Source organism: Pseudarthrobacter sp. BIM B-2242, assembly GCF_014764445.1.
In the GTDB taxonomy this organism is placed as follows: domain Bacteria; phylum Actinomycetota; class Actinomycetes; order Actinomycetales; family Micrococcaceae; genus Arthrobacter; species Arthrobacter luteus_A.
Genome location: NZ_CP061721.1, coordinates 865341 through 887088, shown reverse-complemented (window position 1 = coordinate 887088; position 21748 = coordinate 865341). Strand labels below are relative to the sequence as shown.

Here is a 21748-nt window from a genome sequence, read left to right as displayed (position 1 = left end):
AGATCAGGGTCAGGGGATGCGAGATTGCGCGGGTGGAGGGAGGAGTAGCCACTGAAAGGACGCCGGCAGCGGCTGCGGGCACCGGTGGCGTTGCCTGCGGCCGCTATTTCGTCCACCCGGACTTTTGCAGCCAGTCGGTCAGGAGGGGCAGCACCACAGCGCTGTGCATGGCGCCCATGTGGTCAAGTCCCGGCAGGATCCGAACATCCCAGCCCGCCTCCATCAGTGCACCCTGGTGCCTTGCCAGCGGCTCCCCGATGGCCACCCGCACGCCGCCCCACACGGGCTTGTAGTCGATATGGTCCTCCGCCCCGGCGAACGCGAGGCACGGGACTGATGGCGGGAGCCTGTGCCGTAGATGCTTGTCAGCCCGGCGCCGGCCAGGCGCCAGCACCGCCGCACCGTCGTCGAAGTCCTGCAGCGCCTCGTACAGCGTGACGAACTGCCGGGTCTGTGCCTCGGTTGTCCGGACGGACACCGAGTCCCAGTCACCGGGCTCCGGTTCCGGCAGCGGTCCGGTTGATTCCTCGGCGGCCTTCACGGAGAAAGCGTGCGCTGCCCGGGTGACTGCCAGCATACTCCGGTATGGACCCTCGACCGGCGGGAAGCCGCCCATGGCCAGCGCCTTGAGCCGGTCCGTACGGAGTGCCAGCTGCAGGCCGCTGAGCGCGAGCCACGAATAGCCGTAGTAGGCAAAGTTTTCAGCGCCGGCGGAATCGGCAATGGCCAGGAAATCTGCGGCGATGTTATCCGGCGTTAGTGTTGCCGGCGCCGGGTTGGCCATCCGGTGGGACTCATAGTCGGCCACAATGACGCGGTTTGTCGGCGCCAGCCCGGTCATGAGGTTTGGCCCCAGGTCAGGGTCCGCTCCCCACTGGCGCAGCGTCTCCGCTTCCGCCGCCGTGTGGGTCGCCGGGCTGACCGGCAGGAGGATGGCGGGGCCGTCGCCCCCGACGGTGACGGCGATAGTGGAACCGTCGTGAAGGACGGCCTCGGGTTGATCAGCCATGGGCTTCGCCTTCCTAAGCTTTCAGCCCCCGTGCATAGGCAGCCTGCCCCACATGCTGGAGACAGTCCGCGATGGTGCTGACCAGCCGCACGCCAAGTGTGACGGGCGGGTCCCAGCGCTTGTCAATCACCCGGTCCAGGTCCTCATCAGTAAGGGGCGTTACAAAACCCACCGTCTGGCGGTGCACGGCATCGTAGTACTCGAGCAGCAGGTCCGCCGGGGCGTGCACGGCGTCCACCTGCTCCGACGAATGGCCGTACCCTGTGTCACGGGCACTCAGTGGCAGGCCGAACCGTGCCACGAAGTCCAGTGAAGTCCAGACCTGCTCCAGTTCGGCTGCGGATGCTACCTGGGCATCTTCCACCCGGCCGAGGTGCCAAATCAGCCACGCAACCGAGTTCCCCTTTCCGGCCGGACGCCGGACCAGGGACCCGTCGTCGAGCCCTTCCAGCGTGGTCTCCACGGTTTCCCGGATCCGGCCGAACGCGTCCAGCAACAGCTCTTTGGATTCCATTGGATCCTCCTCACGTGAATCGCGGCGCTACTTATTAAGGATCTCAGCACGGCGGAGGCGGACGATATCCTCCACGACGTCGTCAGGAAGAGGATGCTCCGCGGTGAAGCGGATGGTCCCTTTGGACAGCGAGTATCCCTCAAGGCGGGCGGCGACGGCGTCAATCACCGCCGGCGAAAACGGGAAAACGGAGAGGTGTTTGGCGGCCATGACCACTCCGAGAAGCGGTTTCCCCTCATACTTCAAGGCTGGCATGCCGTAACTCATGCCTTCCGTCGCTTCGGGCACCACGGCCCGGGCTATATCGCCGACGTGCTGCAGGCAGCCGCGTTCAGGCTCCGGCAGGCCGGCCAAGGAATCGTCTACGGAACCCATGGCGCTCATTCTATTCCGCGCCTGTTCCTGATCCTGCCCCTGGCGTTGACCTCCCGGCATCTGTCCCGCCGCAATGCAGGCGCGACGGCGGGCGCGGACTAATTGCCTGAAGATCCTGGACTTCGCCGGCATGAGCCCGTGATGCGGGCCGCGTTTGCCCGGCGGCAAACGCGGCCCGCTGAGCGCGTCTTCCGCTCAGCTCAGGCTGGAACTAAGCCCGCTGGGAGAGGTTAAGAATGTTTCCCTCGCTGTCCAGGAACCAGGCACCCTTCCCCCATTCGTTGGTGGCGACGCCGTTTTCTGTCTTCAAGCCAGGCATGTCGTACTCTTCGAACACGACGCCGCGGCCACGCAGCTCCTCCATCTCGCGATCAATGTCGTCTGTGTCCCAACCCATCTGGGTATTCTTGGCCGTTCCGGCATTCTCCGTCTGGTAAATCAGGAAGCCCGTTCCGTTGCCACCCAGGTAAACCAGGCTGTCCTCCACCGTCTCGGAAGGTTCCAGTCCCAGCTTGTCCCGGTAGAAATCCTTCGCCCTGTTGATGTCCTTTGCGGGAAGGACAGCCATGATGGTTCGATCCTTGAGCATGATGATTTCCTTCGTGCCTTTTCGCGTTGGTGGCGGTGCTCTCCCCCGGGTTCAGTCCCGGACCATCCTTGTCCCGGGGCCGCGTGGCCACCCTCTGCGCCAAGTGCCGGGGCGGCCACCTGGGACTCTGCAACGCCCCGCCAGCCATCATCGGCGCGAGGGTCCCCGAAGCTTATGTGGCCATTATGGAACCGAAGAGGCGCCTACGGAAATAGGGGATTTCTACGTCCCAGTGCAGCCTTTCGACCGGTCACCGGACCCGAGCCCTGCCTGCGACGGTCTTCCTGAAGAGAAGATCTGGTGGGACTATTCCATTAGGAACGGCAACCTCAGGGGCCCACCTGTGTTGCCCGGCCGCAGAGATCGCCATGGTTGCGTTCCTGAAAATACAAGGGCTTAGCAAATGAAGGATGAGGGTGGGGCATATGGCCTCCAGTACCGGGGACACCAAGGACGCTGTTGCGCAGGAACCGGCGGTGGAAACCAGCCTCGCCGGGCGGCTCAGCGATCTTGCCAGGGAGCTTCAGGAGGAAGAAGATACCGATGCACTCCTTGCTGACATCGTTGACGCTGCCTTGGCCCTGATACCGCACGTTACCTCAGCCTCTATCAGCCTTGTCAGGGGTAGAAGAACCGTTCACTCGCAAGCAGCCTCTGGCGAACTCCCCAGGATCATCGATGAGCTGCAAAGCGCCCTTGGCGAGGGCCCCTGCATCGACGCCGCCTATGCGGAACGGATTGTCCGGGTCCCTGACATGCAGCGGGAGGTACGCTGGCCCCGCTTCGCAAAGGCGGCAGCCGATGCCGGTGCCCGCAGCATGCTCTGCTTCCAGCTCTTCGTCAAAGGCGATAATTTGGGCGCCCTCAACCTCTACGGGGAAGACGTGGACGTCTTTGACGAGGAATCAGAACAGGCCGGCCTACTGGTCGCGTCCCACGGAGCGGTCGCTTTCTCCGATGCGCAGGAAATCAGCCAGCTCAACCAGGCCCTGGACACGCGTGACGTCATAGGCCAGGCCAAAGGAATCCTGATGGAAAGGTTCAAAATAACCTCCCAGCAGGCCTTCCAGGTGCTGACCCGGGCCAGCTCTGAGACCAACACCAAACTCCGGGACGTAGCCGACCACCTCACCGGCAGCGGCGAGATTCCTGTCCGCAACCGCAGGCGGGCGTGAGCTGCCCGCCGTGGGAGTCCGGCACAGCAATTCCGGGGTGTCACAGCGGGATAATGGAGGCATGACCAATCCCGATGCGGACCCCTGGGAGGAGTTCGACAGGCTCAGGCCGGCAGCCCCCGACCGCGTGCCCGGCTACCCGGGCGGCGAACCGGCGGGCTTCGGCTTCCGCACAGGCGTGCGCAGCGCAAAGGTGGCGCTCGGATTCGCGTTGTACGCGCTGGGCCTCGGTACCACGCTGGTTGTCACCGGGGCGATCGTATTCGTCGCCCAGGGCCAGTGGCTGCTTCTGGGCCTGATGCTGCTGATCGAGGCCGTCTTCCTCTACGCCTTCCTCCGGCTGGCGCGCCAGGCGCGGAACCGGCGGTCTGCCGGATAATGGACGCACACGGCTGACCGGGCGCGGGTCAGGACCTCGCAGCGCGGATGGCCCCGCGGACGGCGGCTCCCACGACGGCGATCACCGGGACGAGGCACACCAAAGTTACAACGGTGTTGGGGCGGAACGCCGCGCGGCCGCCGGAACTTCCGTACACACCCAGCGGCAGCACCATGCCACCACCGCCACCGCCGGACGCGCCCTCGCCGCCTTCCCCGCCGCCACCGAACCCGAACGTCACCAAGGCCACGGGGACTATCTCCTCCCCGGCAACGGTGACGGGCGGGCCGTACGCCTTGGCGACGCCAACGTTTTTGAAGGTTTCCACAAAGGACGCAAAAGTATCAGCCATGGCTCCACGATAGGCGCGGGGCGCACCGATCACCATGGGTGGAGGCCGACGCCGGCCGTTGCGCCCCCGCATGCCCACTAAGAACAAACGGTTTGCCCGCCCCCGGGGAAGGGTCAGGCTGTCTTAGCCCTCACAGCGGTGGAGAGTGCGGCAAGACCGCGTTCGAAGTCGGCCCCGATGAACTTGTCCATGTTCATAAACAGGCCAAAGATTTTCGCGAGGCCCTTGTTCTCGCCGGTCATCCGCCATGTGACCAGCGTGCCGCCGTCGGACGGCGTAAAGGCGAACGACGTGGGGTTGACGGCCTTGAACGGCTTGATGAATTCGAGCCTCACTTTGATGCTCCGGGGGAAATCGGACTCAACAATTTCCATGGTCCCGCTGCCGGCCTTGCGGTTGCCGCTCCAGGCATAGCGTGCGCCAACGCCGGCGTCGTTACCGGAATACGAACGGTCCAGCTCCGGATCAACGTTCTCCCACGGCGACCATTTAGTCCACTCCAGAAAGCTGTTAACGAGCGGAAACACCTCTTCCGGCGGGGCAGGGATGAGGGCGCTGCGGGTGACTTCGTAAGGTGCCATGCGGCCATCATAAACGGACGTCGCAGGCAACCCGCCAGACCCCGCCCAGGCACCTCATGTTGTGTTCACCACCTGTTCATCATGCCCGCCTGAAGTCCTGAAAACCGGGCAGTTGCTAGCCTTGCCGCTCCCGCCACAAGAGCGTCACGCCGAAAGCCACCACGCTAAGGACCAGCATGGCCACCACCATCAGCCCCCAGCTCGCCTGATCCACGCCGCCGGCCGCGAACACCCCGATCAGCACCGTCGCCGTAATGGCACCCACATACCGGCACGTCTGGAAGATACCTGCGGCGATTCCGCGTTCCTCCGGGCGGGTGGAGACGAACATGCCCTGGTTTGAGGCAATACTCACCGCCCCGAACGGAACACCCATCAGCGCCGTGAGTGCCAGGACCAGCGGGATGGCCAGCGAGCCGGTCAGGAGCCCCATGAGGGCGGCTGCCACAGCAAGGAGAACGACACCGGCGATCAGCACGCGCCGCACGCCGAACTTTCCCATTGCCCGCACGGCCCACGGGGTGGCAAGGACCGAGGCGGCGGCCAGCGGCAGCATCAGCAGGCCGACCACGCCCGGGTTGTAGCCCGCCGATTCCTGGAGCAATTGGGGCAGGCCAAAGAACACAAAATAGTAGACGCTGTTGAATACGGCGAAACCTACGTACACGAGCATCAGCGGCCGGTTCCGGCCCAGGAGCCGCAGGTCCAGGAACGGCGGGCTGAAGCCCAGTTCACGCCAGACAAACAGTGCAGCGATCACGGTTCCGGCACCCAGCAGCCACCAGCGGTAACCGGGCGCCACGTCAAGCAGTGCCATCATCACCAGCAGGAGGGAACCGACGAAACCCAGGATGCCCGGAATGTCCGAGTCGCGGACCAGTGCCAGGAAGCTCCCGCGTTCCCGTGCCGCATCTGCCGGAGCCGCCTGCCGCACGATCAGCAACGCCGCCAACGCCAAGGGAACGTTGATGAGGAACAGGGCCTCCCAGCCGACGAAGCCCACCAGCAGGCCACCAATGACCGGCCCCACAGCCGCCGCAGACGTGTTGGCCATCTGGATATAGCCCAGCGGTCGCGACGATTCGGCCTTGGACCGCTGCCCGGCGCTGGCCTCCCGTACGATGGCTCCCACCATCACCACCGCGCTGGGATATGCCGTGGCCGTGCCCAGTGCCATGACGGCCCGGGCAACGCAGAGCAACGCGAAGTTCGGCGAAAAGGGAGCGAGCGCACAGGTCACCGCCACCAGTCCCATGCCGAGCATAAACATCCGGCGCGGACCGAACCTGTCCGCGAGCTTGCCCATCAGCGGCTGGCCAGCAGCGGAGCTGAGGTAGAAGGAGGTAATCACCCAGGTGACCGTGGCGACGTCGAGCCCGAAGTCCGTGCGGAGCACCACCAGGGCGACCGCGATCATCGACGAGTTGAGCGGGTTCAGCGCCGTACCCAGGCTTAGGCCGGCGACGGCCAGCCCGGTCCGGGGTTTATGGCTCACGGAAAACTTCTGCTGCAGCCCGGGCTCAGGCCCGGGCCGCCAGGGCCGTGTTGAGGAATTCCAGGTGGGCAGGGGTGACAGCCACCGTGGCAGCGGCATAGTCCGGGTGCTTGCGGACGTATTTCTTGATGTACGGGCAGACCGGGACGATGGCCCGGCCCGCGGCGACTGTGTCTGTGAGCGCCGTTTTCGCGAGCTTGCCTGCGAGCCCCTGGCCGCCGTATTCCTCGTTGATCACGGTGTGATAGAAGATCCGCTGCGGTGCGCTGCCGCCGTCGTAATCCCTGTACGCGGCTTTACCAACAACAACGCCGCCGGTGAGGACTTCGAAGCGGTGCCGCTCCGGGTTGTGGCGGATGGTCACATCATTCACGGAGATCTCCTCGGATTGTAGGCGTCTGCTACAGCCTAACCGCGGAATGCGTGTCACTATTTCTCCGCCGGCTAGCAGGCCAGGTTGAGAGCCTCCACCGCCGCTTCAGACATCTCGATGGACTGCGGGTCATCAAAACCAATCAGCTCTTCTGATGGTGCGCGGGCCACCGTCATGGCAACCTGGCGGGACCCGTCTGCGCTGATCAGGGCCAGCGCGGCGTACCCCCGCACCACTCCGATATGGCCGAAGTAGGCATTGTTGGAGCATTCGTCATAACGGCGGACCACGCCCAGGCCGAACTCTTCATATTTCGGATGATGCACCTCCTCCACGCTCTGGCGCGTCAGCAGCGTCCCTTTCTGCAGGGCGGCGAAATAGGTGTTGAGCTCGGGCACTGTGGAAATCATCCCCGTGTCGGGGGAACCTGCGTGGAACGGAGCAAGCGTGCCCTCTGACAGTTCGCCCTTTTCCTTGGTGTAGCCGTGGATCATCCGTTGCGGTCCGGGGGTGCCGCCGGACATAAGGGTGTCCTTCAGCCCCAGCGGTTTCACGTTGTCCGTGGCGATGACAGTACCGATGTCCTTTCCCCGCAGCTTCTCGACAAGGAGCGCCAGCGCCGAATAGTTGGTGTTCGAGTAGCGATAGGCGGGGAACTGCCGCGGACGCCAGCGGAGGGCCGCAGCGAAGCCCAAACGCTCCTCATGCGTGAACCGCCGGTTGCCGAGGTCCGCCGGGTAATCCCAGTAGTGCGGCATTCCGGACCGGTGGCTGAGAAGGTTTCGGATGCTGACCGGCCCGGGCGGCTTGATGATGGTCTCGAAGTCCGGCAGGTATTTCTGGATGGGGTCGTCCAGTTTGATCCTGCCTTCCTCCACGAGCTTCATGACCGAAACCGCCACCATGGTCATGGTGATATCGCCGATATGGGTCTGGTCTGTCAGCCGAACAGGCTCATTGCCCTCAAGGCTGCGGACACCCTCGGCCGAGGACCACTCCCCCACCCTGGATTTCATCTGAATGACGACGGCGGTGGCTCCCCCCGCGCGCAGGTCCTCGCTGTACTTTTTCAGCACCGCCACAAAGGCAGGCGCCGGCCGGGCTGTAGCGCCAGGGGTGGAATGGACAGCGGCCGACTCCTGGCCGGACGGTGCGGTCGCGTTGGTGCAGCTTCCGAGCGAGGCCACCAGCCCGGCTGCAGCCGCCACGGCAATAAGGCGGGAGGCGATGAAACCACGAACAACAGCCTGCATCCCGACTCCCTTCAGGGGCCGGTCGGCAGCTGCACTTCAGAAGATCGCCAGTTGCACCGGCATCTTCGATATTCCTCAGGGCTCGCAGGAGTGTCAAGGACGCGCCGCCCCCTCAACTCCGTCCGCGATTTCGCTTCCGCCGGGTGCGCTGTTGCTTCGGGGGCCGCGTTTCAGGCACACGATGGGCCGCTCCGCTGGTTACGGGCAGCTGCAGGGGAATCCAGGCAGCGAGGACGCAGAGTCCGGCCAACGGCAGGAAGCCGACGCCCCACCAGATCGCCGTGGCAACCGCAGCAGCGGCCAGCACCCCGGTCAGCCAGTGGCCCAGAACCCCGTGGTGATAGTCAGGAACCCAGCCGGTTTCGACGCCGATCGCATAGAACCACGCTACGGACGCCGCCAGGAGCGTGTAGGCAGCAATTTCCCAGGCGTTCCCGTCGGTCAGCGCATAAACGCAGATAGCGCCGAATCCGCTGGAAACCAACAGGGCCGCGGGAACGGCCTTCCAGCCGGCCATGAAGGCCGCCCCCGCCACAGCCGAAATCAGGATCGCCAGGAAGAACAGGGCCGCGAACGCGCCGACAAACAGGTCCCCGGCGCTGTCCCAGCTGCCCGGCATGAAGTCTTCGAAAGGTGCGAGCCCGGCCATGCACGCGGCCAGGCCCGCCAAGCCAAATGCCAGCGAGAGGCTCAGCCGGTAGGCGAACTCTTTTCCGGCGGGCCGGAACCAGTTCCCCTTTCCGTCCAGCCAGTACCGGCCTGCACGGGCAAACAGGTACAGCGAGAACGGAATCAGCAGTCCCGGCGCCGCAATGTAGAGGACGGAGGCGGCCCACGGGTTCCCTGGAGCGAAACCGAGTGTCGGGATGGTGAGCAGGATACCAATTGTGGCCAGCAACCCCGCCCCGGCAATGACCCACGCCGCCGTGAACACTCCGCCGAGCATGGCCGTTCCCCGCCCCACGAGGGTGGTCTGGCTGGTTGTCTGACCCGCAGCTTGGCTGCTCCCCTGGCTGTTCACAGCGCTGTCACAACGATCAGCGCCACAAGTCCGTTGTTGACGGCGTGGAGGACCACCGGTGCCCAAAGATTCCGGTGGAACGTGCGCAGGAGCGCCAGCGCGATGCCTAAGCAGAAGAGATACGGAAAGGTGAGCACCACCAGGTGGACGGACGCAAAGACCGCAGCGGACAGCACAACCGCCAGGAACGGCCCGAACCGGCGCAGGAGGCCGCTGAGGATGGCACCCCGGAACAGAACTTCCTCCCACAGGGGCGTGAGCACGGAAGCAATAACGACGGCCAGGATTATGAACGCAACGGGCAAGCCGGTCACCAGAGACAGCGGGCTATTGGAGGCGCCCACTGCGGACGTGTCCAGACCGAACTGTCCAAAAGCAGCCAATGACATTCCCTGAACGCAGGCCGAAGCGATGATGGCGGCGGGAACCTGCCACAGCAGATGGAACATCCGTGGCGAGAGGCGCCGGAAGCCCAGATCGCCGACGCTGAGCCCATATTTTCGGATCAGGTGGACGTACAGCGCGAGCATGGCGGCTGCGGTGGCGCCGACGAGGACCGCCAAGATCAACGAAGCCGGGGTGAAGTCAACAAGGCGCAGGAGGCCCACAGCCAGGATTCCGGCCGCCGGCACCGCGACGTACAGCCCCACGAACAACAGCACCCGGAACGCCTGCCCGAGTGTGATCGCCGTGGCGTCCGGGCCCTCAGCCATTGGTGCCTGTGATGCCGGGTCCAGGTGGTGAATGGTGTTCATGCGGCTTCCCCCGTCGCGCACAGGCATGCAGGAACAGTTGCCCCCGCGCCTTGAGCCTATAGGCGCACGGTCTCGCCTCCCAAAGGCGAGGCACATAGGCTGGTGGTCTCTGCTGAATCAACCACCAGCGACAAAGGAGAACCCCATGCCCGTTGACGAGAACGAAGCGCAGGTCCTGGACCAGTGGACCCACCGGCTGGCCCAGGCACTGCAGATCCTGGACCTGGAAGTCGACCAGGACATCCTGCTTGACCTGGCCAGGAAATCTGCCGACTCCGTCATCCACGCGGCCGCACCGGTGACCACGTTCCTGGTGGGTTATGCCGCAGGGCTCGACGCCGGCACCCAGGGCGGCGCTGGCTCAAAGGCTTCATCAGCCGCGGCAATTACCAGAGCGGCCGACGTCGCGTCCCGGCTCTGCGAGGACGGTCACGACGGCGGCCCGGCGGCTAAGGGCTGGGCAGACACCGGGCAGTAGGGAATTGGCGCACAGACGGTCCGAACCGCATAAGCGGCGCTGGCCGGCACCGCCTGTGCGGCTCAGGCCCGCTTATGTGACGGCAGGCGCCACCGCGGCCGGCTCCAGCCGGACGATCACGGCCTTGGAAACGGGCGTCTGGCTGCCCTCCGCCACACTGTCCAGCGGAACAAGCACGTTGGCTTCGGGGTAGTACGCGGCAGCACAGCCGCGGGCGGTGGGATACGAAACCACACGGAAGTTGCGCAGGACACGGTCCACGTTGTCCTGGTAAATCCCGTGGATGTCCACGTGCTGTCCGTCGTTCAGCCCCAGTTCGGCCAGGTCTTCAGGGCTGACGAACACCACCTCGCGGCCTTTCTTAATGCCCCGGTAACGGTCGTTATTGCCGTAGATGGTGGTGTTGAACTGGTCGTGCGAGCGCATGCTCTGCAGGATCAGGGTGCCGGCGGGCCGCTCTACGTGCTCCAGCTCGTTGACTGTCAGCATGGCTTTACCCGTTGGCGTGTTGAACTCCCGCGAATCCCGGGGCCCGTTGGGCAGCACAAAGCCGCCGTCCTGCCGGATCTTGCGGTTGTAGTCCTCGCAGCCACTGACTACGTGCGCGATGTGGTCCCGGATCAGGTCGTAATTCTTCTCAAACCCGGCCCAGTCCGCCTGGACTGAATCCCCCACCACCTTCCGCGCCAGCCTGGTGACGATCGCAACTTCTGACAGCAGGTCCGGTGCCACCGGCCTGACGGTGCCGTGCGAGGCGTGCACTGCGGAGACGGTGTCCTCCACGGAGACAAACTGCGCACCGGATTCCTGCATGTCGATCTCGGTACGGCCCAGCGTGGGCAGGATCAGCGCTTCGGCCCCGGTCACCGTGTGCGAGCGGTTCAGCTTGGTGGAAATCTGGACGGACAGGTCGGTGTTCTCCATCGCCGCAAACGCCGCGTCGGTGTCCGAAATGGCTCCCACGAAGTTGCCGCCCATAGCCACAAAAACCTTGATCCCGCCGTCGCGCATTTGCCGGACGGTTTCCACGGCGTCGATGCCGTGCTCATGCGGCGGGTCGAAGCTGAACTCCTTGCCCAGGGCGTCCATAAAGGCCGGCGGCATCTGCTCCCAGATGCCCATGGTCCGGTCGCCCTGGACGTTGCTGTGCCCGCGGATTGGCGAGGCGCCGGCGCCGGGCTTGCCCATGTTGCCGCGCAGCAGCAGCAGGTTGATGATTTCCTTGATGGTGGCCACGGCGTTCTTGTGCTGGGTGATGCCCATGGCCCAGGTGATGATCACCTTGTCTGCCCGCAGGTAGCGGTCCGCGAGCTCGTCAATCTCCTCGGCACGCAGGCCCGTTGCCCTGAGGACTGCGGCTTCATCAAGCCCGGCCAGGTGGGCCTGCAGCTCCTCCAGCCCCTCGCAGTGCTCCGCGAGGAACTGGTGATCCAGCACGGTGCCCGGGTTGGCAGCCTCGGCGTCGAGGACGCGCTTGGAGACCGCCTGCATCAGGGCCATGTCGCCGCCCAGCCGCACCTGCAGGAACTGGTCGGCCAGGTCGGTGCCCCGGCCCACGATCCCCTTGACCTTCTGCGGGTTCTTGTAGCGCATCAGCCCGGCCTCGGGCAGAGGATTCACGGCCACGATGCTTGCCCCTGCCTCCTTGGCCTCCTCCAGGGCCGTGAGCATCCGGGGGTGGTTGGTGCCCGGGTTCTGGCCCATGATGATGATCAGGTCCGCCTTGGCGAAGTCGTCGTAGGCGATGGTTGCCTTGCCGACGCCGATGGTCTGGCCCATCGCCCAGCCGGAGGATTCGTGGCACATGTTGGAGCAGTCCGGCAGGTTGTTGGTGCCGTACGCCCGGACAAAGAGCTGGTACAGGAAGGCTGCTTCGTTGGAGGTCCGGCCGCTGGTGTAGAACGTGGCCTGGTCCGAGCTGGCGAGTCCCTTGAGCTTGTCCCCGACGATGGTAAACGCCTGATCCCAGCTGACCGGGCGGTAGTGGTCCTCCCCCGCAGGCTTGTAGACCGGCTCGGTGAGGCGGCCCTGCATGCCCAGCCAGTACTCTGACCGCTGCCGCAGTTCACTCACGGGATGTTCGGCCCAGAACTCGGAGCCGATCACCACCGGCGTTGCTTCCCAGGTGACAGCCTTGGCACCGTTCTCGCAGAACTCGAAAGTCTTGCGGTGGCCGGGATCCGGCCAGGCGCAGCTCATGCAGTCGAAGCCGTCTTTCTGGTTCAGTGCCAGCAGCGTCTTCGCGGCCCGGCTCACGCCCATATGCGTCAGGGCGGGTTCCATCGAGTGGTACACGCCCGGAACCCCGGCGACCCACGTCTTCGGGTGGCCCGTGACCTCGATGTCGGCCTCGTTAACCTCTTCCACCTTCGGATTTTTGCGTGCCACGTTGGACTCTCCTTGATTGAAGCCTGTGCCCGCCCACGGGTTTCACAGCGGCGCACCAGTCTCATCCCACACTTGTTCAGGGGCCCCCGGAAGTCAAGGAAAACGCCAGCCACCGGGAACCGGATGTGCCGTCACCCCCATAAATCCGCCGTCACCTTGATAGGGAGGACGACGCCGGGACGCCGCCTCGCGTAGGCTGGTCACCACGGCTGAAGCAAGCGGCCCCAGGACCCACCCTCCGGAGCTGCGTTTATGTCCGAGAATCCTGCGCTGAGCGCGCTTGCTACCTCCGCTTTCTCCCTGCCAAAGCTCCGTGACGGTCAACTCGCCGGGATGGGCGCGCTCGTCACCGGCCGCGACGTCCTGGCCGTGATGCCCACCGGCTACGGCAAGTCCGCGATCTACCAGGTGGCGGCCCTTCACCTCCACCGGGAAACGGGACGCCCCGCCGTCGTGGTTTCGCCCCTGATCGCCCTCCAGGACGATCAGGTCGACGGGCTCACCGAGGCACTCGGCGAGGATGCCGCCGTCGCCATCAACTCCTCGCACACCGACGCGGAAGTGGAGGATGCGTGGCAGAAAGTCGAGTTCGGCCGCGCCGCTTTCCTTTTCCTGGCGCCCGAGCAGCTGGCCAGGAAGGAAACAGTGGAGCGGATTGCAGCTGTCAAGCCTGCACTTTTTGTGGTGGATGAGGCGCACTGCGTTTCGTCCTGGGGACACGATTTCCGCCCCGATTACCTGACCCTGGGAACGGTGCGGGAGCAGCTGGGCAATCCCCCGGCCGCCGCGTTGACTGCCACAGCTTCCCCTCCCGTCCGGGAGGAGATTGCGGAACGGCTGGGCATGAAGGATCCGCTGGTCCTTGTCCACGGCTTTGACCGGCCCAACATCACCCTGGACGTGGTCAGGCACCATGAGGAGAAGGAAAAACGCCGCGCGGTGGTGGACCAGGTCGTCGCCCTGGTCCTCGGACACGGCACCGGCACCGGCACCGGCGCCGGAAAACGGCAGCATGGGTTGCTTTACGCTGCCACCCGCAAGGACACGGAGAAGTACGCCGCCAAGCTGCTGGCGGCGGGGCTTCGTGCCGAGGCCTACCATGCAGGCCGCGCCGCCGCAGACCGCGAGCGGATCCTGGACCTGTTTATGGACGACCAACTGGATGTGGTGGTGGCCACCACGGCGTTCGGGATGGGGATTGATAAGCCCAACGTCCGGTTTGTGATCCACGCGGACATTCCCGAATCCCTGGATGCGTACTATCAGGAGCTGGGCCGGGCCGGACGCGACGGCCAGCCGGCGTCGGCAGTTCTCCATTACCGCGCCGAGGACCTGGGCCTGCGAAAGTTCTTTGGCACCCACAACCCGGACCCGGAGGCGTTGCTGGCAGTTCTCAAGGCCCTGCGAACGGCGGACGGGCCCGTGTTCGCGTCCTCACTCGCCGTCCTCACCGGCTTTAAGCCCCGCCGGATGACCGGCCTCCTGAATCAGTTGCAGGACGCCGGTGCCGTCACCTCCGGCAAGCGGGGCGTCCGGCTCACCTCCAAAGCGAAACCGGCCGCACTGGTGCAACGCGCCGTCGAGCTCGCCGAAGCGCGGCAGCGGGCGGACCAGTCCCGGCTCCACATGATGCGCGGCTACGCCGAGACTGACGGCTGCCGCCGCCAGTTCCTGCTGGGATACTTCGGCGAGGACCTCCCGGAACCGTGCGGCAACTGCGATACCTGCAACGACGGCACGCGGCACGGTGCGCTGCAACCGCAGGCGGTAACGCGCGACGGCGGCGTGCCCGGCAATGCTGCCGATGTGCCGTTTCCGCTTCAATCCCCGGTGACCCACAAAAAGTGGGGAGCCGGGCTGGTGATGCGCTACGAGGACGACGTCATCACCGTCCTGTTCGAGCGGGAAGGCTACAAAACGCTCTCCCGGGAGGCCGTCATGAAGCGGAAACTTCTGAAGCCTGCTTAGGTACGCTGGAGGAAGACTCCAACGAAAGGCCCCCAACGTGGAAGTTTCTTCCTTTGTCTGGACCCTGACCATCGCCGGAATTGTTGGCCTCCTGGCCTTCGATTTCTTTTTCCATGTGCGGAAGGCCCACACCCCGTCGCTGAAGGAATCGGCCATTTGGTCTTCCATCTACGTGGGCATCGCCATCCTCTTCGGCCTCGGCGTGCTGGTGTTTGGCGGCAGCACCATGGGCACCGAATACTTCGCCGGTTATGTCACGGAGAAGGCCCTGTCCGTAGACAACCTCTTTGTCTTCCTCATCATCATGGCCAGCTTCAAGGTCCCCCGCGCGGACCAGCAAAAAGTGCTGCTGTTCGGCATCGTCTTCTCCCTGATCGCCCGCACCGCCTTCATCTTCCTCGGCGCCGCGCTCATCAACAGCTTCGCCTGGGTGTTCTACATCTTCGGGCTCATCCTGCTCATCACCGCCGGCAACCTGCTCAAACCGGACAGCCACGACGACGACTCCGATGGCCTGGTGGTCCGGCTCGCCAAAAAGTACCTCCCGGCGTCGGCACACTACGACGGCGACAAACTCTTCACCACGGAAAACGGCAAACGCGTCCTCACGCCCATGCTCCTGGTGATGGTGGCCATCGGCGGCACCGACATCCTCTTTGCCCTCGACTCCATTCCGGCCATCTTCGGCCTGACGCAGAACGTGTACATCGTCTTCACCGCCACTGCCTTCTCGCTGATGGGACTGCGGCAGCTGTTCTTCCTGATCGACGGACTGCTGGACCGGCTCATCTTCCTGTCCTACGGCCTCGCGGCCATCCTGGGCTTCATCGGCGTGAAACTTATCCTGCACGCGCTGCACGAGAACACCCTGCCGTTCATTAACGAGGGCGAACACGTCAGCGTGGTGGAGGTCAGCACGGCTGTGTCCCTCAGTGTGATCCTGGGCGTTTTGGTGGTGACCATCCTGGCGTCCCTGTTCAGCCCCAAGGGCAAAGCCAAAAACGCAGTCTCCGGGGCCAAGCGGCACGCCATCGAATACCTGGACCTCAACTACGAGACCGACATGAACGAGAGGGACAAGATCTTCGCCGCGATGTGCCGCGAAGAGGATCAGATCCGCAGCCTGCCGGAGAAGTACAAGCGGCTCATCCGCAATGAGACCGAGTTCCTGGAGCTCCTCCGCAGCGCCCACATCGAGCATGACAAGGCCCAGGTCCGCGCCGCGAATTCCTGATTCCGCCCGCGTTGTCAGTGCCTGTTGATAGATTCACATCATGGCCGGAGGAACCCTCTCCGGGCCAGGTAGCCCGATAGGGAGGCCCCCGTGTTCCTGCTCGATTCCGCCGGTGCCGGCGCACCACCGGACCTGGTGTTTTCCGCCAGCGATCTGGTGGCCGCCAGCGAGTGTGAGTACCGCACGCTTCGCATCCTGGACGAGAAACTGGGCCGGTCCCCCAAGGCTGTATTTCCCGACGACGAGATGCAGCGCCGTGCCGGGACGCTCGGCGACCAGCACGAGGCAAAGGTCCTGGCCGGCCTGGTCGCGCAGTACGGCGCCTGGGATGCGGGCCGCGGCAGCGGCGTCTACTCCCTTGAGCGCGGGGACAACACCCGGGGAAATCTTGTGGCCAAGCACGCCGAAACCGAGCTGGCCCTCCGTGCCGGGGCCGACGTCGTTTTTCAGGCAACCTTCTTCGACGGCGAATTCCTGGGCTATGCAGACTTCATCGTCAACGAGGCAGCCGGCACCGGCACGCCTGGCCGGTACGAAGTCTGGGACACCAAGCTGGCCCGGCACGCCAAGGTCGGCGCGCTCCTGCAGCTCGCGGCCTACGGCGACCAGCTCCTCGGGATGGGCCTGGACCCGTCGCCGCGGGTCACCCTGGTGCTGGGCGCGGTGGTGGATGGCGACTACGTCCGCAGCCACCATTCCCTGCCGGACCTGCTGCCCGTCTTCCGCGAGCGCCGCGCCAGGTTCCGGCACCTGACCGCTGCGCACCGGAAGGGGGAACCGCCGGTGCAATGGCAGCAGCCGGGCGTTACCCACTGCGGCCGGTGCAACTACTGCGCCGAGCAGGTGCAGGCCCACCGCGACCTCCTGATGGTGGGCGGCATGAGCACCATCCGGCGCAAGAAGCTCATCGCCGAGGGCATCACCACCATCGATGCGCTGGCCGGCCTCCCCGCGGCAAAGGCCATCGGCTCGCTGGTCAGGCTCCGGGACCAGGCCCGGATGCAGCTGGGCCTGGACGCACCCGACGGTTCCCGCACGTTCACCAAGGACGGCGAAGACCATACAGTCACGTTCAAGGTCCTGCCGGAGAACGCCCTGGCGAGTATTCCGGCGCCAAGCCCGGGTGACATCTTCTTCGACTTCGAGGGCGATCCCCTCTGGCAGGATCCGGCCACCAGCCAGTGGGGGCTCGAGTACCTGTTCGGTGTGATCGAAGCGCCTCTCGGCACAGCGGCCGGCAGCGCCGCCGAAGCGGCCGAAAAGCCCGTGTTCCGGCCTTTCTGGGCGCATTCCCGCAACGAAGAGCGGCAGGCTTTCCTGGACTTCCTGGCCTACGTGGAGGAGCGCCGCGCACGCTATCCGGAGATGCACGTCTACCACTACGCCGCCTACGAGAAATCGGCGCTGCGGAACCTGTCCGTGCGGCACCTGGCGGGCGAGGACATCGTGGACAACTGGCTCCGCGAAGGTGTGCTCGTGGACCTCTACGCCATCGCCCGGCATTCGCTGCGGATTTCCGAGCCCTCGTACTCCATCAAGAAACTCGAGCCGCTCTACATGGGCGACAACCTGCGCTCGGGCGAGGTGAAGGACGCCGGCGCCTCTGTGGTGGCCTACGCCGCCTTCTGCGCAGCCCGGGACGGGGGCGATCCCGCCGAAGCTTCCAAGGTCCTTGCCTCCATCTCGGACTACAACGAGTACGACTGCCTCTCCACCCTCCGGCTCCGGGATTGGCTTTTGGGACTCCGCGCCGCGAGTCCCGCTTCCGCCCGCACGGCTGCCACGCACGACGGCGGCGGCCCGGTTCCGCTCCTGCCTGATGTTGTTGAAGCGGAACCCACGCCGGAGGAGGAGCGCAGGCTCCAGGAGTTCCTGGCGGGCCTCCCGGACACCAGGCCCTGGACCGGCGACGAACGGGCCATCGCCATGGTGGCCGCCGCCACCGGGTACCACCGGCGCGAGCGGAAGCAGTTCTGGTGGGAGCATTTTGACCGCACGGAGTCCGAGATCGACCACTGGCGGGACCACCGGAACGTGTTTGTGGTGGACACCGCCGAGGTGGTCTCGGACTGGGCTCTGGCGAAACCGACGGTGCGGATGCGCACCCGCACCCTCCGGCTGACGGGGGCCATGAGCGAAGGCTCGGATTTCAAGCCCGGCAGCACGTGGTGCCGGCTTTACGATTCGCCTGTCCCCAAAGGACTCGAGGATTCTTCCGGAAACATCGACGGCCGCGGCTTCACGTTCGGCACGCTGGTGACAGAAGTGGAGGACCATCCGAAGATCCCGGGACAGAGCATCATCACCATCGTTGAGAAGGAAACCGGCAAGGTCCCCGCGTACCCGCACATCCCGATAGCCCTCACCGAGGATCAGCCGGTCCGGACCGCGAGCATCGAAGCTGCGCTGGCCGAACTTGCCCGGACGGTTGGGGCTTCGGTGCCCGTCCTTCCGGAACATCCCGGCGTCGACATCCTGCGCAAGGTCCCGCCGCGCTTCCGGACGCGGCCGTCGCCGGCCGGAGTGGGAACGGACAGCGCCGGCGCAGTGGACTACATCACGGCCATCACTACCTCGCTGCTGGACCTCTACCAGTCCTACCTTGCCGTCCAGGGCCCTCCCGGGACAGGCAAGACCTACGTCGGTTCCCATGTCATTGCGCGGCTGGTAGCCCACGGCTGGAAGATCGGTGTGGTGGGGCAATCCCATGCCGTGGTGGAAAACATGCTGTGCACCGCCATCGAATCGGCCGGGGTGGATCCGGCCCGGGTAGCCAAGAGACTGGCCACGGACCACAGGGTGCCGTGGCGTCAAACGAAGGACGAGGACGTCGCCTCCCTGCTGGCCTCCCCGGGCGGCGCCCTGGTGGGCGGCACGGCCTGGACCATGACCGGCAAGTCCGTCCCCGTCGGCTCCCTGGACCTGCTGGTGATTGATGAGGCGGGGCAGTTCTCGCTGGCCAACACCCTGGCTGTGGCCCGCTCCGCCAAGCGCCTCCTGCTCCTGGGCGACCCGCAGCAGCTGCCGCAGGTCACCCAGGGCTCGCACCCGGAACCAGTGGACGAGTCGGCCCTGGGCTGGCTCGCCGCCGGCCATGCCACGCTGCCGGAGGACCTTGGCTACTTCCTGGCCGACAGCTGGCGCATGCATCCCGACCTGTGCCGCGCCGTGTCGGCCCTCAGCTATGACGGCAAGCTGGAAGCGGCGCCGGCCGCGTCCCAGCGCAGCCTCGCCGAGCTGCCCGCCGGCGTCGAAACCGTGTTCGTGACGCACAGCGCGAACACCACGTCCTCCCCGGAGGAAGCGGCCGAAGTGGTCCGCCAGGCGCAGCGCCACATCGGCCTGAAATGGATTCCCGGCGGCGACAAGCCCGCCCGGCCGCTGACGCCGGAGGACATCCTGGTGGTGGCCGCGTACAACGCCCAGGTCCAGCTCATCCGGCAGGCCCTCCACCTGGCCGGCCTCGCAGGCGTCCGGGTAGGCACCGTGGACAAGTTCCAGGGCCAGGAGGCGCCCGTGGTGCTGGTGTCCATGGCCTGTTCCGCGGTGGCCGAGGCTCCGCGCGGCGCCGAGTTCCTGCTGAACCGCAACCGGATCAACGTGGCGGTCTCCCGAGGCCAATGGCGTGCCGTGATTGTCCGGTCACCGGAGCTGACCAACTACATGCCATCCAAACCCGCGGTACTGGAGGAGCTCGGCGCCTTCATCGGCCTCAGCCCGCGCACAACAGGGTAAGTTCGTGGGGTGACATCCCAGAGTAAAATGCCTGTTGGCGCCCTGATCGTCCTTGCCGCCATCGGCTTTACCGCCATCACCACCGAACTTCTGCCCTCCGGTTTGCTGCCCCGGATCAGCGCCGACTTCAAGGTCTCCGAAGCGACGGCCGGGTACCTGACGGCAGGCTACGCGGCCATCATCGTAGTGACCGTCATCCCGCTGTCCATGGCCTTGGCCCGGATCCCGCGGCACTTCCTGCTCATCGCCCTGATCCTGACCTTCGCGGCAAGCAACGCCTTGGTGGCCATAGTCTCCGACTTCGGTGCCGCCATGGGTTCACGCGTTGTGGGCGGCATCGCGCACGGCCTGCTGTGGTCCGCCATGGCTCCATTCGTGGCCCGGATCGTTCCCGCCCACAAGGTGGGCAAGGCACTGGCGATTGTTTTCAGCGGCAACAGCCTGGGACTGGCCATCGGCGCCCCGGTGGGTACTGCCCTGGGCAACCTCCTCGGCTGGCGCGCAGCGTTCCTGGTCCTGGCCGCCTCCGGCGTGCTGCTGGCCATCCTTGCCGTGTGGCTGCTTCCCCCGGTGCGCCGCATCCCCGACACGCCGCACCCTTCGCTCCGCAAGGCCATCGCCCAGCCTGGTGTCAAAACCGTTGCCGTTGGCTGGCCATTGATGCTGATGGCCCACTTCGCCCTGTTCACCTACATTGCCCCGTTCCTGCGTGAGGTCCGGCTGCCCGACTTCAGCATTCCCCTGTCCATCAGTGTCCTTGGTGTGGCAGGCCTGGTGGGCATCTGGATCGCCGGAGTCACAGTGGACTCCAGGCCGCGGCGGTGGCACCTCATCACCGTTGCGGGCGTTGTGGCATCCCTGCTGCTGCTTCCGCTGGTGGGCAATCTTGCCGGCGGCCTCGACCTGCCCGCCGCCCTGGTCCTGATGTTCGTGTGGGGCACAGGCATCGGCGCCATGGGCATCTATAACCAGTCCGCCATCCTCCGGGCCGGCGGTGAGTACCGGGACGCCGCCAACGGCCTGACGGTCCTGACCATCCAGGTAGGAATCACCATCGGCGCGATGTTCGGTGCCGCGGCCCTGACGTTCGCCGGGCCCGCCCTGATCCCTGTCGCAGCGGCCCTTCCCGCCGTCGTGGCACTTGTGCTCATCATGGCCGGCCGGCGGCATGCGTACCCGCCTGGCCGGGAGGAGCGGCGCTCCGAAGTTCCCGTCAGCGGGCCCTGAAGTCCCGGAAGGAACCCTCGGCTTCAGAAATGGACTCTTCAACGCGTTCCACCCGGCCGGGTGCGTTGTCCGACCTCAGCCAGTCCAGGAGTTGGCGCACCTGCTCCTCCGGGCCTTCAGCAACAACGGACACCGAACCGTCCCCGAGGTTCTTCACAACACCCTTGAGGGCGAGCTCGTCCGCTTTGCCCATGGTCCAAAAACGGAATCCGACCCCCTGCACCACGCCGAAGACGCGGGCAGAGAGCCGGATGTCGCCCCGCCGGGGCCCGTCATTTGTCATGGCACTCAGGCCTGCTTGACCAGCGCAGCTTCAACGTTGATCTTGACCTTGTCGCTGACCAGCAGCCCGCCGGCTTCCAGCGCAGCGTTCCAGGTCAGCCCGAATTCCTTGCGGCTGATCTCGCACTCAGCGGAGAATCCCGCGCGGGTGGCACCGAACGGGTCAACGGCCACCCCGGTGAATTCAACTTCCAGCTCCACGGGCTTGCTGATGCCCCGGATGGTGAGGTCACCGGTGAGTGTGTAATCCTCGCCGTCGCCCTCCACCCCGGTGGCACGGAAGGTCATCTCCGGGAATTCCTCCACGTCGAAGAAGTCCGGGCCCTTCACATGCGCGTCGCGGTTGGCGTCACCGGATTCGAAGCTCGCCGTTTTGACCGTGGCGTGCAGTGACGCGTCGGCGAGGGACCCGCCCACGCGGGCTTCGGCTGAGGCGTCGGTGAAGCGTCCGCGGACTTTGCTGATGCCTGCGTGGCGGACCGTGAAGCCGATCTCGCTGTGGGACATGTCGAGGAGCCAAATGCCTGGTGTCAGGCCTGAGGGAAGGGTCACTTTGCATCTCCTT

The 21748-nt window shown here is 65.5% G+C and carries 21 protein-coding genes; 7 read left to right on the top strand and 14 right to left on the bottom strand.

Annotation, left to right across the window (positions count from 1 at the left end):
• Positions 1 to 103 precede the first annotated feature (103 nt).
• From IDT60_RS04195 to IDT60_RS04180, 4 genes are all read right to left on the bottom strand, one after another.
• Entirely contained in the window at positions 104 to 1009 is a 906-nt protein-coding gene (locus IDT60_RS04195; RefSeq protein WP_191080976.1) for an alpha/beta fold hydrolase, read from the bottom strand.
• Between the two features lie 13 nt (positions 1010 to 1022).
• A complete protein-coding gene (locus IDT60_RS04190) occupies positions 1023 to 1523 on the bottom strand; it encodes a DUF664 domain-containing protein (RefSeq protein WP_191080975.1) in 501 nt (166 codons plus the stop codon).
• Between the two features lie 27 nt (positions 1524 to 1550).
• Positions 1551 to 1898 (bottom strand): iron chaperone, encoded by a 348-nt coding sequence (locus IDT60_RS04185; RefSeq protein ID WP_191080974.1) that lies wholly within the window; start codon positions 1896 to 1898, stop codon positions 1551 to 1553.
• Between the two features lie 211 nt (positions 1899 to 2109).
• A complete protein-coding gene (locus IDT60_RS04180) occupies positions 2110 to 2487 on the bottom strand; it encodes a VOC family protein (protein WP_191080973.1) in 378 nt (125 codons plus the stop codon).
• A 425-nt stretch (positions 2488 to 2912) separates the two neighbouring features.
• Here IDT60_RS04180 and IDT60_RS04175 point away from each other — a divergent pair, with 425 nt between their 5' ends.
• Both IDT60_RS04175 and IDT60_RS04170 read left to right on the top strand, forming a co-directional pair.
• Positions 2913 to 3662: a GAF and ANTAR domain-containing protein gene (locus tag IDT60_RS04175; protein ID WP_191080972.1), complete on the top strand. Its 750-nt coding sequence runs from the start codon at positions 2913 to 2915 to the stop codon at positions 3660 to 3662.
• Positions 3663 to 3723: 61 nt separating this feature from the next.
• Entirely contained in the window at positions 3724 to 4041 is a 318-nt protein-coding gene (locus IDT60_RS04170; protein WP_191080971.1) for a hypothetical protein, read from the top strand.
• A gap of 28 nt (positions 4042 to 4069) precedes the next feature.
• Here IDT60_RS04170 and IDT60_RS04165 read toward each other — a convergent pair whose 3' ends face one another.
• From IDT60_RS04165 to IDT60_RS04135, 7 genes are all read right to left on the bottom strand, one after another.
• Positions 4070 to 4393 (bottom strand): hypothetical protein, encoded by a 324-nt coding sequence (locus IDT60_RS04165; RefSeq protein ID WP_191080970.1) that lies wholly within the window; start codon positions 4391 to 4393, stop codon positions 4070 to 4072.
• A 113-nt stretch (positions 4394 to 4506) separates the two neighbouring features.
• A complete protein-coding gene (locus IDT60_RS04160; protein ID WP_191080969.1) occupies positions 4507 to 4974 on the bottom strand; it encodes an SRPBCC family protein in 468 nt (155 codons plus the stop codon).
• A 115-nt stretch (positions 4975 to 5089) separates the two neighbouring features.
• Positions 5090 to 6469: an MFS transporter gene (locus tag IDT60_RS04155; RefSeq protein WP_223883877.1), complete on the bottom strand. Its 1380-nt coding sequence runs from the start codon at positions 6467 to 6469 to the stop codon at positions 5090 to 5092.
• 25 nt (positions 6470 to 6494) lie between these two features.
• On the bottom strand, positions 6495 to 6842 hold the full coding sequence (locus IDT60_RS04150; protein WP_191080967.1) for a GNAT family N-acetyltransferase: 348 nt from the start codon (positions 6840 to 6842) through the stop codon (positions 6495 to 6497).
• A gap of 71 nt (positions 6843 to 6913) precedes the next feature.
• Positions 6914 to 8095, bottom strand: coding sequence for a serine hydrolase (locus IDT60_RS04145; protein WP_191080966.1), 1182 nt, complete (start codon positions 8093 to 8095; stop codon positions 6914 to 6916).
• 112 nt (positions 8096 to 8207) lie between these two features.
• On the bottom strand, positions 8208 to 9059 hold the full coding sequence (locus tag IDT60_RS04140) for a hypothetical protein (protein ID WP_164201976.1): 852 nt from the start codon (positions 9057 to 9059) through the stop codon (positions 8208 to 8210).
• Between the two features lie 53 nt (positions 9060 to 9112).
• Positions 9113 to 9871: a CPBP family intramembrane glutamic endopeptidase gene (locus IDT60_RS04135; protein WP_223883876.1), complete on the bottom strand. Its 759-nt coding sequence runs from the start codon at positions 9869 to 9871 to the stop codon at positions 9113 to 9115.
• 145 nt (positions 9872 to 10016) lie between these two features.
• Here IDT60_RS04135 and IDT60_RS04130 point away from each other — a divergent pair, with 145 nt between their 5' ends.
• A complete protein-coding gene (locus tag IDT60_RS04130; RefSeq protein WP_191080964.1) occupies positions 10017 to 10349 on the top strand; it encodes a DUF6457 domain-containing protein in 333 nt (110 codons plus the stop codon).
• 72 nt (positions 10350 to 10421) lie between these two features.
• Here IDT60_RS04130 and IDT60_RS04125 read toward each other — a convergent pair whose 3' ends face one another.
• Positions 10422 to 12737, bottom strand: coding sequence for an FdhF/YdeP family oxidoreductase (locus tag IDT60_RS04125; protein WP_191080963.1), 2316 nt, complete (start codon positions 12735 to 12737; stop codon positions 10422 to 10424).
• 252 nt (positions 12738 to 12989) lie between these two features.
• On the opposite strand from IDT60_RS04125, the gene IDT60_RS04120 reads away from it, so the two are divergent.
• From IDT60_RS04120 to IDT60_RS04105, 4 genes are all read left to right on the top strand, one after another.
• Positions 12990 to 14705 carry an ATP-dependent DNA helicase RecQ gene (locus tag IDT60_RS04120; protein ID WP_191080962.1) on the top strand — a complete coding sequence of 572 codons (1716 nt, stop codon included), beginning with the start codon at positions 12990 to 12992 and terminating at the stop codon, positions 14703 to 14705.
• Between the two features lie 37 nt (positions 14706 to 14742).
• Positions 14743 to 15939, top strand: coding sequence for a TerC family protein (locus IDT60_RS04115; protein ID WP_191080961.1), 1197 nt, complete (start codon positions 14743 to 14745; stop codon positions 15937 to 15939).
• Between the two features lie 90 nt (positions 15940 to 16029).
• Entirely contained in the window at positions 16030 to 19674 is a 3645-nt protein-coding gene (locus tag IDT60_RS04110; RefSeq protein ID WP_191080960.1) for a TM0106 family RecB-like putative nuclease, read from the top strand.
• A gap of 27 nt (positions 19675 to 19701) precedes the next feature.
• Positions 19702 to 20901, top strand: coding sequence for an MFS transporter (locus IDT60_RS04105; RefSeq protein WP_191081823.1), 1200 nt, complete (start codon positions 19702 to 19704; stop codon positions 20899 to 20901).
• Here the strand turns inward: IDT60_RS04105 and IDT60_RS04100 are convergent.
• Together IDT60_RS04100 and IDT60_RS04095 are read right to left on the bottom strand one after the other, a co-directional pair.
• Positions 20888 to 21184 carry an acylphosphatase gene (locus IDT60_RS04100; RefSeq protein ID WP_191080959.1) on the bottom strand — a complete coding sequence of 99 codons (297 nt, stop codon included), beginning with the start codon at positions 21182 to 21184 and terminating at the stop codon, positions 20888 to 20890. The genes IDT60_RS04105 and IDT60_RS04100 overlap by 14 nt on opposite strands.
• A 5-nt stretch (positions 21185 to 21189) precedes the next feature.
• Positions 21190 to 21735, bottom strand: coding sequence for a YceI family protein (locus IDT60_RS04095; protein ID WP_191080958.1), 546 nt, complete (start codon positions 21733 to 21735; stop codon positions 21190 to 21192).
• Positions 21736 to 21748: the final 13 nt, after the last annotated feature.